The following is a 15,820-nucleotide window of genomic DNA, read 5'->3' as shown; positions in this document are numbered from 1 at the left end:
GCTTGCCGCCAGTGACCCATTTTCAGCATCGCGGAGACGACAAGCATGTATCAGCACATCAAGGTACCCCAGGACGGCCAGAAAATCACGGTCAACCAGGATTTTTCGCTCAACGTTCCAGATCATCCCATCATTCCCTTCATTGAGGGAGATGGTACTGGTGCGGACATTACGCCGGTGATGATCAAAGTCGTGGACGCTGCGGTCGAAAAAGCCTATGAAGGACGCCGCAAGATCCACTGGATGGAAGTCTACGCTGGTGAAAAATCCACACGCGTATATGGTCCCGATGAGTGGCTGCCCCAGGAAACCCTGCAGGCGGTGCGCGATTATGTGGTTTCCATCAAGGGGCCGTTGACCACCCCCGTGGGCGGCGGTATTCGTTCGCTGAATGTGGCCCTTCGCCAGGAGCTGGATCTGTACGTCTGCTTGCGCCCGGTGCAGTACTTCGAAGGCGTGCCGTCACCGGTCAAGGAGCCGCAGAAGGTGAACATGGTGATCTTCCGCGAGAACTCGGAAGATATTTACGCTGGCATCGAGTACGAGGCCAAAAGCCCCAAGGCGGCCAAACTCATCGAATTTCTCACCAAGGAGATGGGTGTCACCAAGATTCGGTTCCCGGAGACTTCAGGCATTGGCATCAAGCCGGTTTCCATCGAAGGCACAGAGCGGCTGATGCGCAAGGCGATTCAGTACGCCATCGACAACGACAAGCCCAGCGTGACCATCGTGCACAAGGGCAACATCATGAAATACACCGAAGGTGGCTTTCGCGATTGGGCCTATGCGCTGGCGCAGAAGGAATTCGGCGCGGAGTTGATCGACGGCGGCCCCTGGTGCAAATTCAAGAACCCGAACACCGGCAAAGATATTGTGATCAAGGACGCCATCGCCGATGCGTTTTTGCAGCAGATCCTTCTTCGCCCGGCAGAATACAGCGTAATCGCGACCTTGAATCTCAACGGAGACTACATATCCGATGCGCTAGCTGCCCAGGTCGGCGGAATTGGCATTGCACCTGGGGCCAATATGAGCGACAGCGTGGCATGCTTCGAGGCCACGCACGGCACAGCGCCTAAATACGCAGGCAAGGATTATGTCAATCCAGGCTCCGAGATCCTTTCGGCCGAAATGATGCTGCGCCACATGGGTTGGAAAGAGGCTGCCGATCTCATCATTACCAGCATGGAGCGCGCCATCGAGAGCAAGAAAGTGACCTATGACTTCGCACGGCTGATGGACGGTGCCACTCAGGTCAGTTGCTCCGGCTTCGGGCAGGTCATGATTGACCACATGTAGGAATCGCCGTTTTCATGAACGCTTGAGAGAGCGTTCTGAAGTTTGGTTGCCCAGCTAAGAAAAATGCCACCTCAAAAGGTGGCATTTTTTTGGGTACTGTCACAGCGGTGTGCTTCACGCAGCGTCTGACCGAGCTTGATCCGCACTCTGCGAGTAGCCGAGGCCCCCACTGGAGCCTCAGCAGGCGCTGTCTGCGACTTAGTAGCGTCGGCGCAGACGTCTCATACCCACCATGCCGAGTAATGAAGCCAGCGAACCCAGACCCAGCCAGCCCATCACTGGAACGGGGACGAGCGAAGGGGGCGATACAGTCACGGTGGCGGTCGTGCAGACAGCGTCATCGGGAGCAGTCAAGCACACTTTGTATTCGTAGGTCACCACTGTAGTGAGCCCCGTAGCAGGCGGCGTGTAGGTGCAAACCCCTGCGGAGCAAGTGACTGAACCAACGGGTGGGGTCGAAGTCACCTCCACCGAGCTTGGATCGACTGTACCCATGATGCCGGTGTCGTTGGCGGTCACATCAATGACACCAGGGCTGGTGTTGCTTATCAGGGTGATCGAGTCATCCCTGGCTGCAATCGTGGGAGGCGGTGTCACCGTCACTCTCGCAGTGTCGCAAACCGTCTCGTTCGGGGCTGTCAGGCAAACCCTATACACGTAGGACACCTGTGTTGTCAGCCCGCCCGGAGGGGGCGTGTATGTGCAGACCTCAGCGATACAAGCGACAGTTCCCGAAGACGGCTGCGTTTCTATAGTCACCGAGTTCAGGTCTACCGTACCGCCCGTTCCGATGTCGTTGGTGGTCACCGTGGTTGATCCGGGACTGAGGGCAGACGGCAGGAAGAGCGAATCATCTTCTGCGGTAATCGTAGGTGGTACGAGGTTGATAACGGCGGCGTTATTGGTAGAAATGGGATCTGGCGGGCTCCCGGCAGTAGGCTCCGCAGTGATCGTATGGGTGTCAAGTGCGGTCACGCCAGGGCCTGTCCAGGTCACGGTGTACACCGCAGACTGTCCGGACGCCAGGGGCTGGGTGGTGTCGATGGGCCCAGTGCCAGATGCTGTCGCGCAGGGGGTGCCTACTGGCTGTACCGTACAGGTCCAGCTGGCGGACGAACCGCCCGCCGTTCCAGGCAATGGGTCGGAAATAGAGGCTGTTGTGGCGTCCGGCCCGTGGTTGTACACATTGAACGTGTAACTGTAGTTATTCTGGGTGCCTGACGGAGTGGCGGTGACAGGGTTGGCCGAAACAATGATTTCAGCCAGGGCCTGACGACTCATGGTGAAGAGCGTGTCGTCCCAAGATGCTCGGCCGTCAGCATTGGCTGCCGTGCGATACACATAAAACCGCAAAGCGTACGCAGTGCCTGGTAGCAAGGTAATACCGGGGCCCGGCACCGTCTGTACGCGAACAAACTGAAAGTCTGTGCCACTGATGGCACTTACGTCGTCTATCTGCTGTATCGGGCCACCTACCGGGTTGCCGGCGCTGTCGACCACGTATGCTACATATCCATAGGCACGCGGATGCGTGTTGGAGTTGTAATTCCATCTTTTTGCCGTGACCACCGTATTGACGTAGAACAGGGCGGTGGAGGCGGTTAGATCCGCATGAAGCATTGTCCCTGTTGTGAACGGGAACTCCACATATTGCTGCTGCGCCACTGCGGTGGCGGCGCTGGTGTTGGTCGGCGACAGGCCGGAGATGATCTGGTAGTCCGGGTAGAGTGAGTCAGGCGCTGCGCTCAAGCTCGCGCTAAATGCCTGATCGCTGGTGCTGGACAAAAACGTCGTGTCGTGGGTGTCGGAAATGGGTGGGCCTATTCCGTCGGGGCCAGGGGATCCAGGGTACCAATCCTGGGTCCGCGTGCCTGCAGGCTTGTTGCTCATCCAACCTGCGACCCAGCCGTTCACTCCCCCATAATTTGTAGGGGCAAAGACATATTGCTGCGCGAAACTGGCAGTAGACGCCGTTGCCAATATCAACGAGGCAAGGACAAGATTAAGTCGACGACCCTTAGTTAAACGCTCAAAAATCATATGTCCCGCCTCCTGAAAACTCGGACTGTAATTGAGTGTAAACCAAAGACCTTTGCAATTTCGCAACCAGGGGTCCGGTGCGAGGTCGACTCTCCTCTTACGCGCAAAAGCTTTCGCGATTAAGTCCTGAGATAGTGCAGGAAGATTTTTGAGTAAGGAGCTGCTCGGGAACGAGATTGGCCATCACATTCGGCATTCGATATCGTCGCACTTTAGCCCGCGTACAAGTTGTGCGGCCTCGGTTGAATCGTCCTTGCATGGTCCATCATGCAAATACCAGCCCTTGGGAGGTTCAAGTTCAGGCTCCAGCCTCTATATGAGCGTCTCCGCCAGCTGAACTGGCTGCAGCTTCGGGGAGGGGAGCTTCCGATTGTTCCGCCTGAATGTGCAGCGCCAATAGACCTTTGGGGCCCTGGTCGAGCTCAAAGCTCACTCTGGCACCTTCTTTGAGGGTTTTGAAGCCGTCCATCTCAATCGCTGAGAAGTGCGCGAAGGCATCCGGGCCACCGCCGTCGGGTTCGATGAAGCCGAACCCCTTAAGGTCATTGAACCACTTGACTTTTCCGCTGGGCATGGCTTGTCTCCTTAACTTCCGTTCTTATTTCCTCAAGTTTGCTGTAACAGCTTCCTATTTGTCAACATTCGTGACCAATTTGGCTCTTCAGCACCTCTGCTGGCACGGCTCTTGCAATTCCTGAAGGGAACCTCATTTTTGAGATATGGGTAGCCTGCGAGGATGTAATCTGCAAGGGGTGGCGCCGCTGGCGATGCTGTCGCTGCAGGTGTCCGCCATGCGATTCAGATTTCGCGCAAGTGTTTCTGCGAGCGTCCTTGTATGCCATTCAGCCAGCCCGATAGAATCATTTTCATGGCCACATCCAATCCGATCAAACCCCCCTCGGGGCCCCCTGTCCCTTCTGCACCCGCTCAAACGCCTGAGCGGGGCGGCGATGTTGTGCTGGAGCGTGTACCGCAAAAAGTCAAACCACCGCAGATGCATCAGGTGGTGATGCTCAACGATGATTTCACCCCTATGGAATTCGTGGTGGTCGTCATCCAGGAGTTTTTCAGCAAGGACCGAGAAGCGGCTACGCAGATCATGCTCAAGATCCACCTGGACGGAAAAGGTGTCTGCGGCGTTTATTCGCGTGATGTTGCTGCTACAAAAGTTGATCAGGTTATGGACGCAGCCCGGCAAGCCGGGCACCCACTTCAGTGCGTCAGCGAGCCTGCTGAGTAGCAGACTGTTGAATATCACCGAACTTCCCCCATTTTTGACTATCGAAACGTCGAGACATCACTGCAGTTCGGTAGTAAGGTTACGGCGTAAACAAGGAAACCATCATGATTGCCCAGGAACTGGAAGTCAGCCTGCACATGGCCTTTGTCGAGGCACGGCAACAGCGCCATGAATTCATCACTGTCGAGCACCTGCTGCTCGCCCTGCTGGACAACCCCAGCGCGGCGGAGGTTTTGCGTGCCTGTTCAGCCAATATTGACGATTTGCGCAAGTCGCTTGCCAACTTCATCAAGGACAACACTCCACAGGTCGCCGGCACCGACGACGTGGACACACAACCCACGCTGGGTTTCCAGCGCGTGATTCAGCGTGCCATCATGCACGTTCAATCCACGGGCAACGGCAAGAAGGAAGTCACAGGCGCCAACGTCCTGGTGGCCATCTTCGGTGAGAAAGATTCACATGCCGTCTACTACCTGCATCAGCAAGGCGTGACGCGGCTGGATGTGGTCAATTTCATTGCCCACGGCATCCGCAAGAGCGATCCGCCTGAAGCCAGCAAACCCGCTGAGGGCCAGCCTGGTGCCAGCGAAGGTGAAGAAGGTGGCGAGAAAAATGAAAAAGCCTCGCCGCTGGAGCAGTACACCCAAAACCTCAATCAGGCTGCCAAGGAAGGCAAGATCGATCCTCTGATCGGGCGCGACTATGAAGTAGAGCGCACCATTCAGATCCTCTGCCGCCGTCGCAAGAACAACCCCCTGCTGGTGGGTGAGGCTGGTGTGGGCAAGACAGCCATCGCCGAAGGCCTGGCTTGGCGCATCACTGAAGGCAGCGTGCCCGAAATCCTGGCCGAAGCCAATGTCTACTCGCTCGACATGGGTGCGTTGCTGGCAGGTACCAAGTACCGTGGCGATTTCGAGCAACGGCTCAAGGGCGTTCTCAAGAACCTCAAGGACAAGCCCAACGCCATTCTGTTCATTGACGAGATCCATACCCTGATCGGGGCCGGTGCGGCTTCGGGTGGTACCCTGGATGCGTCCAACCTGTTGAAGCCTGCGCTCTCCAGTGGGCAGCTCAAGTGCATAGGCGCCACAACCTTCACGGAGTATCGGGGCATCTTCGAAAAAGATGCTGCGCTCTCGCGGCGGTTCCAAAAGGTCGACGTGGTCGAACCCACTGTGTCTGAGACCGTGGACATCCTGAAGGGTCTGAAGTCGCGCTTCGAAGAGCACCACAGCGTGAAATACGCCTTGGCTGCGCTGCAGGCTGCGGCGGAGCTTTCGGCCAAGTACATCACGGACCGTCATTTGCCAGACAAGGCGATTGACGTCATCGACGAGGCCGGCGCGGCGCAGCGCATTGCATTGGCGTCCAAGCGTAAGAAGACCATTGGCAAGGCTGAGATCGAAGAAATCGTGGCGAAAATCGCACGCATTCCTCCGGCCAACGTCAGCAATGACGATCGCAGCAAGCTCCAAACGCTGGAACGCGACCTTAAATCGGTCGTCTTCGGTCAAGACCAGGCGCTGGACATTCTGGCCTCCGCCGTGAAAATGGCGCGTTCGGGTCTGGGCAAAGGTGACAAGCCTATCGGTTCGTTCCTGTTCTCCGGCCCTACGGGCGTGGGCAAGACCGAGGCTGCGCGTCAGTTGGCCTACATCATGGGTGTTGACCTGATTCGCTTCGACATGTCGGAATACATGGAACGCCATGCTGTCAGCCGCCTTATTGGTGCGCCTCCCGGCTACGTTGGTTTCGACCAGGGCGGCCTTCTCACCGAGGCCATCACGAAGAAGCCGCACAGTGTGTTGCTGCTCGATGAGATCGAGAAAGCGCATCCGGACATCTTCAACGTGCTCCTGCAGGTCATGGACCACGGTACTCTGACCGATAACAACGGACGCAAGGCCGACTTCCGCAACGTCATCATCGTCATGACGACGAACGCGGGTGCCGAGACCATGAACAAGGCGACCATCGGCTTCACCAACCCGCGCCAGGCGGGCGACGAGATGGCCGATATCAAACGCCTGTTCACCCCTGAGTTCCGCAACCGGCTGGATGCCATTGTGGGCTTCAAGGCGCTGAACGAGCAGGTGATCCTGCGCGTTGTCGACAAGTTCCTGCTCCAGCTCGAGCAGCAACTGGCCGAGAAAAAGGTCGATGTCACCTTCAGCGACAAGCTGCGTAAGCACTTGGCCAAGAAGGGCTTTGACCCGTTGATGGGCGCGCGGCCTATGCAGCGGCTCATTCAGGACACTATCCGCAAGGCACTTGCAGACGAGTTGCTATTCGGCCGTCTGACAGATGGCGGACGCCTGAGTGTGGATCTGGACGAGAAGGACGAGGTGTTGCTGGACATCACTCCCACGCCCAAGAAGGACAGGGCGCGTGCTGAGCCTGCCGAGCCAGAAGAAGAAGTCGCAGCAGATTAAGGTTTTTCCTTAGTCCTCATGAAAGCCGGTCAGTTGATCAACTGACCGGCTTTTTTCTTGGTACGCTCATGCCCAGGTCAAGGTAGCATTGGGCATCAGGGCGTCTTGGCAGCCCGATCTCCACAGCAAGCAGATGCATTCTTTTAAGGATCAGGGCGTGAAGACCAACAGCGGGTTCACTTTTTCAGCGGTATGTGCGAGCCTTGGCCTCGCATTGATGCTGTTTGGTGCCCCCAGTGGCGCCGAATCCCGCTTCTTTTCACGAGACATTACTGCCAAGGCACCCCGCGTGTTTTCCGTGCAGGCCAAAGCCCCCACATGGGCGCTTGGTGACGATGGACTCGATAGTGATGGCGATCCCCGTTTCACACTGGACCACCGCGCGACCAAGGGCGACATCAGTTTCACCTTGCAAGAACAGACGCTGGAGAATGACCCGCCCCCTCACGACGCTTTTTGGCAGGCCTACGTCAAAGGCGCCAAGCAGCGTTTAGCGGTTTTCATGGAAGTTCCTGTTCCGCCGGAACTCAAAATGCCACCTGGTTTTGAATGCCACGCGAGCGAAGAGCCGCTGATCAAGAAAACCGAACTGGAAGTCACCCACATCATCTGCACCACGGCCCGCAAAGCAACGAATGTCATGCTGCACATCTGGCTAGACAAGGGTATTGCGTGGCAAAAGCATGCAGCTGAAGTGAATGAGCTGCTGGCGACTGTGACACCGAAGCCGTAAAGAAACGGCTCTTTCTTGCCCCTACTTTTAGTCACGGCTTGTTTTGTTGCACGCCGTTAGGCAGTTCGCGCTTATGGCACCATCGGCTCCTTCAATTCGCCTCCAAGTCCTTCCATGCTGGATGACCAGACCCTGCGCCAGTTCCACCCCGTTGTGATGACGCCTAGTCATGACGGCAAATACTTCTACAACTATGTGCTGTCCTTGCTCAATTTCAGCCATGCCTGTGGCGGGGTGGGCATGCCGCTACAGGTCTACCTGACGCACGGCGAGAGCCTGGTCACCCGAGCGCGAAATAACACCGTAGCTGAATTTCTTGCAAATTCCCAATGGACTCACTTGTTCTGGATCGATTCCGACATCGGGTTTTCGCCGGAGGCCGCCCTGAGGTTATTGCGTTCAGGCTACGACGTAGCGGCTGGTGTTTATCCGCTTAAACGTCAGAACTGGCCAGACGGCGATGCCGAAGCGCGCCTGAGCCGAGAGGAGTACGAATTGCGAAGCCGGCGCTACACGGTCAATACGCATCGAGGCGAAAAGCTTGAACGCATCGACCTGCAAGTCCAGCCAGATGGTTTCATGGAAATGAATGAGGCACCTACCGGTTTCATGGTCATCAAGCGCAGCGTGTTTGAGCGCATGATGGCGGCTTATCCAGATTTGCAATATGTCCCGGATTCCCAGGGCGTGATCGACCGAGGTCTGCACTATCTGTTCTTTGATACCAGCGTCGACCCGGTTTCTCGCCACTATCTCTCAGAGGACTACCATTTCTGCCGACTGTGGAATCGTCTGGGGGGCAAGGTCTATGTTGACGCCTGCTCTAACTTGACTCATCAAGGATCAAAACTGTACACCGGTAACTTTGCAAAAACCTTGATGGGTGCGCCGGAACTCGCGGTAGGGGCACCGGCAGGTAGCACGCTGCATGTCTCTGGCCTCGAGCATCTGCGCGAAAATCCGCACGGCGCTGCGTGATATGCGTCATGCGAGTTATCTGGATTTTCTGAGCTGACTTAAAAATATATCGGATGAGCAACCACACTTTTCTCTGGCACGACTACGAAACATTCGGAGCCAATCCGCGCCGTGACCGGCCTTCGCAGTTTGCCGCGGTGCGTACCGACGCCGCTCTGAATGAAATCGGCGAACCCATGATGTGGTATTGCCAGCCTGCGACCGACTCGTTGCCGCAACCCGAGGCCTGCCTGATCACCGGGATTACGCCGCAGCAGTGCCTGACCGAGGGCATGCCTGAGCACGAGTTCGCGGCCCGCATACATGCGGCGCTGTCAGAACCTGGGACGGTAGGTGTGGGCTACAACTCCATCCGCTTTGACGACGAAGTCAGCCGGCACCTTTTCTGGCGCAATCTGCGTGATCCGTATGGGCGTGAATGGCAGAACGAATGCGGCCGCTGGGACCTGCTGGATGTCGTCCGTTGCGCCCATGCCCTGCGACCCGAGGGCATTGAATGGCCCAAGGGGGACGACGGTCTGACCTCTTTCAAGCTGGAGAGGCTCAGCGCAGCCAATGGCCTTTTGCATGAGGCAGCGCACGATGCGCTCTCTGACGTACGGGCCACCATCGCGCTGGCTCGCCTTTTGCGACAGGCGAACGAAAAACTCTTTGATTTCTGCCTTTCTCTACGCAAGAAAGACCGTGTGGCACAGGAGCTGCGCCTGCCAACCACACTGTCCAATGCCCGGCCGTTTCTTCACGTGTCCGGTATGTTCGGTGCTGCACGAGGTTGCCTGGCGCTGATGGCCCCCTTGGCCATGCATCCCAGCAACAAGAACGAGCTTCTGGCTTGGGATCTGTCCGCGGACCCTTCAGAGCTGGCGGACATGAAGCCTGAGGTCATTCGCCAGCGCATGTTCACGGCCGCTGCGGACTTGCCTGAAGGCTTGACCCGCCTGCCCATCAAGAGTGTGCATCTGAACAAGTCGCCCATCGTCATCAACAATCTCAAAATTCTGAGCCCTGAACTGGCTCAGCGCTGGGGCATTGATATGGCCAGCGCCGAGCGGCACTTCGAGCGCCTGCGGGCGCTGCCAGATATGAGCGCGATGTGGCCGCAGATCTATGAAAGGCCACGGAGCACTGAGCCTGTGGACGTCGACGAAGATCTCTACGGCGGGTTTGTCGGCAGCGGTGATCGGCGCCGTCTGGACGGACTGCTGCGCTTGCCGCCAGCTGAGTTGGCGCTGGCACGCGCCGGCTTTGATGATGCGAGGCTGGGCGAACTGCTGTTTCGCTACCGCGCCCGCAACTATCCAGAGACCTTGAACGAGGCGGATGCAGAGCGCTGGCGCGCTCACCGCGTCGCAAGATTGATCGACGGTGAAGGCGGCGCCATGACCGTGCAGGCGCTCTTTGATCGCATTGATACGCTCAGCGAAACCGTTGATGAGCGCGGGCAGGAAGTGCTGGAAGCTCTGTACGAGTGGGGAGAGCACGTCGCTCCCGAGTGATTAGCGCTTCTGGCTGCCCCCCTGGGAGCGCCAAGCTCCAGCTTGGCAATTTGGAGGTATCTGCGAGCGCTGAAGTGCCAAGCTGGAGCTTGGCGCTCCCAGGGTGGGCAGCTCAGTCGAATACGAGGCTTGCGTGGGTGGAGCTTCAGCGCCTTCGGTGCCGGTGCTGGAGTCAGTTGGTATTTCCTGGGAGCGCCAAGCTCCAGCTTGGCAATTCGGAGGTATCTGCGAGCGCTGCAGTGCCAAGCTGGAGCTTGGCGCTCCCAGGGTGGGCAGCTCAGTCGAATACGGGGCTTGTGTGGGCGGAGCTTCAGCGCCTTCGGTGCCGGTGTTGGAGTCAGTTGGTATTTCCTGGGAGCGCCAAGCTCCAGCTTGGCAATTCGGAGGTATCTGCGAGCGCTGAAGTGCCAAGCTGGAGCTTGGCGCTCCCAGGGGGCAGCCGCCCGGCTCAAGACCTTGGGGTCTCAGGGTTCAAGGCGCACCACTTCCAAAAGCCGATCCAGCCCACCGGCGTTGATCGCCACCATGGCCTTTTCACGTACAGCCGGCTTGGCGTGGTAAGCAACAGAAAGGCCCGCCACACCCATCATCGGCAGATCGTTGGCTCCATCGCCCATCGCTATCGCCTGTGAAGGATCAATGCCCAGATCTGCGCATGTTTGCAGCAGCATTTTTCGTTTCTCATCGCCGTCGCAGATGTCTCCCCAGGCCTGATCCACCATCCGGCCGGTGAGCACGCCATCTTGCTCTTCCAACACATTGGAGCGCGTCGAATCGATCTTCAGGCGGTCCCTGATCCGATCGGTGAAAAAAGTGAACCCGCCAGAGACCAGCAAGGTTTTCAGCCCCGCTGCCTGGCAGGCCGCCACCAGTTCAGCCGCCCCGGGGTTCAGCTGCAGACGTTCGTCATACACCTGCTGCATATGCGCCACAGTCACGCCTTTCAAAAGGGCCACGCGGCGTCTAAGGCTTTCCTTGTAGTCGGTGATCTCGCCCCTCATGGCCGCTTCCGTAATGGATGCTACTTCCGCCTTGCGACCGGCTGCGTCGGCGATCTCGTCCACGCATTCGATGTTGATGAGGGTCGAATCCATATCGAACGCGATCAGCTTGAAATCCCGCAGCTTCAGCGGCGGCACAAAGCCTTGGCAAACAAGTCCCGGGGCCTGCGCGATGGCATCGGCGGTGTTCGATGTGGTTGTCATGGTGCTCTTCATTCGATATCTAAAAATAAGTCTTTCAATGGGGCGGAGACCCCAGAATCCAGGCGGGTCAGCGGTTCCTGGGTCGCTTGTGCGCGTCAACGGCAAATGGGAAAACCTCAGACAAGGTTCTGCTTTCAGGCAGTACGTACACCACGCCTGGCCGTGTTCCGAACAGTGGCTTGATGTGCCTGTCGTAGAAGTCTGCAGGAATGTTCACGCAGCCAAATGAAATTCGATTGTCAGCCACATCTTCCGTGGCCAGTCGCTTGACGCGGTTCTCGCCTGGTACGTTGCGTACCCTGTGCAGGGACATTGCTGCGTCGTAGTCCAGCCAAACGATGTCTTCGCCGTTGAGATTGCGCCCCGCTTCGGTCACAAAGCGGCCACTCGCAGTGATCTTCTCGTGCGGGCGAATTTTGCTCAAGGGCCGTGTTCCGATGTCGTCAGGCGCCACGTCACCCCGCGCTTGCCCCACCAATACCGGGCTGCGGTCCAGGAGCTTGCCGTGGGCGTCGAAAATCCAGAGCGTAGCCCTTGGTTTGTCGATCACCCCGAACGCTCGGCCTTCGGCATCGTTGGCCTGCATGACGTCAGCCGCAAAATCCCGGATGGCGGGCGGTGGCGCTGCGACCTCGGCAGTCCATCCAGCATTACTCCAACTCAGCAAGGCCGAGCACATGAGCGCTTGTACGAACTTCATGCCTGGTTGATGGCCTGTACGGTTAAGGAGCATGGTCGGCCGCTTGGTTGGATTAAAGCAGGAAGTGTTTCAAGCTTCGACGGTGGTGGGCTTTCCCAGATTCCGAAGTACGTCGCGCACCATCTGCGCACGCGCATTCGGGTCTGCAAGCTCCCGCTCTATGCGGAGTTTGTCATTGCCTGCGAGCTTGATGTGACGATTTTTCTGGATCATTTGAATGATGGCCATCTGGTCGATGGGCGGATTCGGCTTGAACGTGATGCTGATTGCGCCTGGCCCGGCATCGACCTTTTGCACACCGTAGGGCTGTGAGAGTACACGCAGACGGTGTACGTCGATCAGCGTCTGGGCCTGCGCAGGAAGTTTGCCAAATCGGTCCACAATCTCTTCAAGCAATGCGTCGATCTGGTCGTTGGTCTTGGCCGTGGCCAGTTTCTTGTAGAACGATAGACGCAGATGGACGTCCCCGCAATAGTCATTGGGCAGCAATGCTGGTGCGTGCAGGTTGATCTCCGTGGTGGCCTGCATGGGGCTCAGCAGATCAGGCTCTTTCCCTGCCTTGAGGCTCTTGACTGCCTCCGACAGCATCTCGTTATAGAGCTGAAACCCGATTTCCATCATGTTGCCGCTCTGGTTTTCGCCGAGAACTTCACCGGCACCGCGGATCTCGAGGTCATGCATGGCGAGGTAGAACCCGCTTCCCAGCTCTTCCATCTGTTGAATGGCGTCCAGACGCTGAGATGCCGCTTTTGTCAATCCGTCGATTTCCGGGACCATCAGGTAGGCGTAGGCCTGGTGGTGGCTACGTCCCACGCGACCACGAAGCTGGTGCAACTGTGCCAGGCCAAATTTGTCGGCCCGTGCGATCACGATGGTATTGGCCGTGGGCACGTCGATACCCGTTTCGATGATGGTCGAGCACAGCAGAACGTTGAAGCGCTGCGCGACGAAGTCGCGCATGACGCGTTCGAGCTCGCGCTCGGGCATCTGGCCGTGAGCGATCGCGATGCGGGCTTCAGGAAGGAATTTCTCCAGCGATTGGCGACGGTTCTCGATTGTTTCCACTTCGTTGTGCAGGAAGTACACCTGCCCGCCGCGTTTCAACTCGCGCAAAACCGCTTCACGAATCACGCCGGTGCCTTCGTTGCGCACGAAAGTCTTGATCGCCAGCCGTCGTTGAGGCGCAGTGGCAATCACGCTCAGATCACGCAGGCCTTCCAGTGCCATGCCCATGGTGCGCGGAATGGGTGTCGCTGTGAGCGTGAGTACGTCGATTTCGGCGCGCAGCTGCTTCATGGCCTCCTTGTGGCGAACACCAAAACGATGTTCCTCGTCAATGATGAGCAGGCCAAGATTCTTGAACTTGGTTTTTTCGGACAGCAACTTGTGTGTGCCCACCACGATGTCCACACTGCCATCAGCGATGCCGTTCAAAGCGGTGGTGACTTCCTTGGGAGAGCGGAAGCGGCTGATCTCCGCAATCTTCACGGGCCACTTGGCCATTCGATCCTGCAAGGTCTGGAAATGCTGCTCGGCCAGCAGGGTGGTGGGCGCCAGAAAGGCCACTTGCTTGCCCCCTGTGACGGCCACAAAGGCTGCACGCAACGCGACTTCGGTCTTGCCGAAACCGACGTCCCCGCACACCAGACGGTCCATGGGCTGGGGGCTGATCATGTCCTGAATCACAGCGTGGATGGCGGCTTTCTGGTCGGCCGTCTCCTCAAAGCCGAAATCGGCAGCGAACTGCTCGTAATCCTGAGGCGAATAACGGAATGCGTGACCCTCACGCGCCGCGCGGCGCGCGTAGATGTTCAAGAGCTCAGCCGCGGCGTCGCGTACCTGCTCAGCCGCTTTGCGCCTGGCTTTTTCCCATTGACCGCTTCCCAGTTTGTGCAGGGGAGCCTCATCGGCTGAAACGCCGGTGTATCGCCCGATCAGATGCAGTTGAGACACGGGCACATAAAGCACGGCGTCGTTTGCATACTCAAGGTGCAGGAATTCCTGCAGGGCAGGGGACCCGTCGGAGTTCTTCCCGCCCAGATCCATGTTGATCAGCCCCTTGTAGCGCCCTATGCCGTGCTGGGTGTGCACGACCGGATCTCCTACATTGAGCTCGCTCAGGTCCTTGATGAGCGCTTCGACGTCACTGACCTGCTCTTGTTTCCTGCGCCGACGTGCGACCGAACCCGTGGCAAACAGTTCTGTTTCGGTGACAAAGTCGATACCGGCCTCAACCCAGGCGAAGCCTTGGGCGAGGGCGGCGGTCACTATGCCAATTTTTTCGTCTGGCGTGGACTCAAACTCAGCCAGCGAGTCGAATGCGGGCGGATTGAGCCCGGAGGCTCGCAAAAAATCCAGCAAGCTCTCTCGCCTGCCATCGCTTTCGGCCAACAACAGAACACGCTGTGGCACCGACGCAATGTGCGCCTGAAGCCGAGCTAGAGGGTCGTCAGCGCCTCGAACGACTGTAAGAGGCGGGAGTGCGTCAAATTCGGCAAAGGCACTGCCAATGAGGCCGTTAGGCAGCTCTGCCGGCGAGGCCGCTGCCGCTGGAGAAGGGCGCATTGCCAGTTGGGCATGTGGCTTGGCCGCCAGATAGAAGCTCTCGGCATCAAGAAAGAGGGTGTCAGGCGGGAGCACTGGCCGCTCCGGGTCGCCTTGCGCCAGGCGGAAGCGCTCACGCGTATCTTGCCAAAACTGCTGGAATGCGGCTTCCAGATCACCATGCAGCGCGAGGGTGGCACCGTCTCCCAGGTAGTCAAATACGGTGGCTGTTTGATCGAAGAACAGGGGCAGGTAGTACTCAATGCCCGCGGTCGCCACACCGTTGCCCATGTCCTTGTAGATGCGGCTCTTGGTAGGGTCGCCTTCGAGCAGCTCGCGCCAGCGGTTGCGAAATTTCGCCCGCGCCGCATCATCCATGGGAAATTCCCGGCCCGGCAACAGGCGCACCTCTGGTACAGGGTAGAGGCTGCGCTGCGTGTCCGGGTCGAAACTGCGAATGGAGTCGATCTCATCGTCAAACAAATCCACCCGGTAGGGCATCAGGCTGCCCATGGGGAACAGGTCAATCAAGCCACCGCGCACTGCGTATTCGCCGGGAGCGGAGACCTGCGTGACATGCGTATAGCCTGCCAGAGTCAGTTGTGACTTCAGCGCTGCTTCGTCCAGCTTCTGCCCGGTCTTGAAATGGAACGTGTAACCCGCCATGAATTCCGGGGGGGCGAGGCGGTACAACGCCGTAGTCGCCGGCACGAACACCACATCCACTTCGCGTTGCTTGATGGCCCACAATGTCGCCAGACGCTCGCTGATGAGGTCCTGGTGCGGAGAAAAGCTGTCGTAGGGCAGTGTCTCCCAGTCGGGAAACATGGCCGTACGCAAGCCTGGGCTAAAAAAAGCCAGTTCGTCCTGAAATCTTCTGGCGTCGGAGGGGTCCGCCGTGAATATGGCCGTGAGGCGCCCAGCGGCTTTCTCTTGCGAGGCCAATTGAGCCAGTATCAGGGCATCGGCCGAGCCTGGGGGGCGGGGTAAGGTAAAGCGCTTACCTTGGTTTAGTTTGGGCAGATCCATGGGGAGATAGAAGCGACAAAACCCCCGGCCAGCCTGGACGGGGGTGTAGAGCGAATTTTACGGAAACCTGCAAGAACGTGTTTGTCATTCAGCAAGGGTCATCCTGGCTGTGAGGGCACTC

The 15,820-nt window shown here is 58.1% G+C and carries 11 protein-coding genes; 6 read left to right on the top strand and 5 right to left on the bottom strand.

Annotation, left to right across the window (positions count from 1 at the left end; genetic code table 11):
• Positions 1-45: 45 nt before the first annotated feature.
• On the top strand, positions 46-1,299 hold the full coding sequence (icd, locus tag ABIE13_RS17790) for an NADP-dependent isocitrate dehydrogenase (RefSeq protein WP_354445872.1): 1,254 nt from the start codon (positions 46-48) through the stop codon (positions 1,297-1,299).
• A 198-nt stretch (positions 1,300-1,497) separates the two neighbouring features.
• On the opposite strand, the gene ABIE13_RS17785 is transcribed toward icd, so the two are convergent.
• Together ABIE13_RS17785 and ABIE13_RS17780 are read right to left on the bottom strand one after the other, a co-directional pair.
• Positions 1,498-3,189 carry a hypothetical protein gene (locus ABIE13_RS17785; protein WP_354445870.1) on the bottom strand — a complete coding sequence of 564 codons (1,692 nt, stop codon included), beginning with the start codon at positions 3,187-3,189 and terminating at the stop codon, positions 1,498-1,500.
• Between the two features lie 448 nt (positions 3,190-3,637).
• A complete protein-coding gene (locus ABIE13_RS17780) occupies positions 3,638-3,913 on the bottom strand; it encodes a cold-shock protein (protein WP_354445868.1) in 276 nt (91 codons plus the stop codon).
• Between the two features lie 285 nt (positions 3,914-4,198).
• Between ABIE13_RS17780 and clpS the strand changes: the two genes are divergently transcribed.
• The 5 genes from clpS (at position 4,199) to sbcB (ending at position 10,221) form a co-directional block, all read left to right on the top strand.
• The gene (gene clpS / locus ABIE13_RS17775) at positions 4,199-4,579 is read left to right on the top strand and encodes an ATP-dependent Clp protease adapter ClpS (protein WP_354446415.1); all 381 of its coding nucleotides are present in this window, start codon (positions 4,199-4,201) and stop codon (positions 4,577-4,579) included.
• 104 nt (positions 4,580-4,683) lie between these two features.
• A complete protein-coding gene (clpA, locus tag ABIE13_RS17770; RefSeq protein ID WP_354445866.1) occupies positions 4,684-7,014 on the top strand; it encodes an ATP-dependent Clp protease ATP-binding subunit ClpA in 2,331 nt (776 codons plus the stop codon).
• Between the two features lie 133 nt (positions 7,015-7,147).
• Positions 7,148-7,747, top strand: a complete 600-nt coding sequence (locus ABIE13_RS17765; protein WP_354445864.1) for a hypothetical protein — start codon at positions 7,148-7,150, stop codon at positions 7,745-7,747.
• A gap of 114 nt (positions 7,748-7,861) precedes the next feature.
• Positions 7,862-8,725: a hypothetical protein gene (locus tag ABIE13_RS17760; protein ID WP_354445862.1), complete on the top strand. Its 864-nt coding sequence runs from the start codon at positions 7,862-7,864 to the stop codon at positions 8,723-8,725.
• A gap of 53 nt (positions 8,726-8,778) precedes the next feature.
• On the top strand, positions 8,779-10,221 hold the full coding sequence (gene sbcB, locus ABIE13_RS17755; RefSeq protein ID WP_354445860.1) for an exodeoxyribonuclease I: 1,443 nt from the start codon (positions 8,779-8,781) through the stop codon (positions 10,219-10,221).
• 464 nt (positions 10,222-10,685) lie between these two features.
• Here the strand turns inward: sbcB and serB are convergent, their stop codons facing one another.
• The 3 genes from serB to mfd form a co-directional block, all read right to left on the bottom strand.
• Positions 10,686-11,426, bottom strand: a complete 741-nt coding sequence (gene serB / locus ABIE13_RS17750; RefSeq protein ID WP_354445858.1) for a phosphoserine phosphatase SerB — start codon at positions 11,424-11,426, stop codon at positions 10,686-10,688.
• Between the two features lie 67 nt (positions 11,427-11,493).
• On the bottom strand, positions 11,494-12,126 hold the full coding sequence (locus ABIE13_RS17745; protein WP_354445856.1) for a L,D-transpeptidase: 633 nt from the start codon (positions 12,124-12,126) through the stop codon (positions 11,494-11,496).
• Positions 12,127-12,195: 69 nt separating this feature from the next.
• On the bottom strand, positions 12,196-15,699 hold the full coding sequence (mfd, locus tag ABIE13_RS17740) for a transcription-repair coupling factor (RefSeq protein ID WP_354445854.1): 3,504 nt from the start codon (positions 15,697-15,699) through the stop codon (positions 12,196-12,198).
• Positions 15,700-15,820 lie beyond the last annotated feature (121 nt).

The sequence above is a fragment of the Ottowia thiooxydans genome (assembly GCF_040548795.1).
Classification (GTDB): Bacteria; Pseudomonadota; Gammaproteobacteria; order Burkholderiales; family Burkholderiaceae_C; genus Ottowia; species Ottowia thiooxydans_A.
This window is presented reverse-complemented; position numbering and strand designations above follow the sequence as displayed.

What these genes read in the sequence shown, in the direction of transcription:
- ABIE13_RS17745 (WP_354445856.1), bottom strand. Translation starts at nt 12,126, where the DNA reads ATGAAGTTCGTACAAGCGCTCATGTGCTCGGCCTTGCTGAGTTGGAGT.
- serB (WP_354445858.1), bottom strand. Translation starts at nt 11,426, where the DNA reads ATGACAACCACATCGAACACCGCCGATGCCATCGCGCAGGCCCCGGGA.
- clpA (WP_354445866.1), top strand. Translation starts at nt 4,684, where the DNA reads ATGATTGCCCAGGAACTGGAAGTCAGCCTGCACATGGCCTTTGTCGAG.
- mfd (WP_354445854.1), bottom strand. Translation starts at nt 15,699, where the DNA reads ATGGATCTGCCCAAACTAAACCAAGGTAAGCGCTTTACCTTACCCCGC.
- ABIE13_RS17780 (WP_354445868.1), bottom strand. Translation starts at nt 3,913, where the DNA reads ATGCCCAGCGGAAAAGTCAAGTGGTTCAATGACCTTAAGGGGTTCGGC.
- ABIE13_RS17765 (WP_354445864.1), top strand. Translation starts at nt 7,148, where the DNA reads ATGCATTCTTTTAAGGATCAGGGCGTGAAGACCAACAGCGGGTTCACT.
- ABIE13_RS17785 (WP_354445870.1), bottom strand. Translation starts at nt 3,189, where the DNA reads ATGAGCAACAAGCCTGCAGGCACGCGGACCCAGGATTGGTACCCTGGA.
- ABIE13_RS17760 (WP_354445862.1), top strand. Translation starts at nt 7,862, where the DNA reads ATGCTGGATGACCAGACCCTGCGCCAGTTCCACCCCGTTGTGATGACG.
- icd (WP_354445872.1), top strand. Translation starts at nt 46, where the DNA reads ATGTATCAGCACATCAAGGTACCCCAGGACGGCCAGAAAATCACGGTC.
- sbcB (WP_354445860.1), top strand. Translation starts at nt 8,779, where the DNA reads ATGAGCAACCACACTTTTCTCTGGCACGACTACGAAACATTCGGAGCC.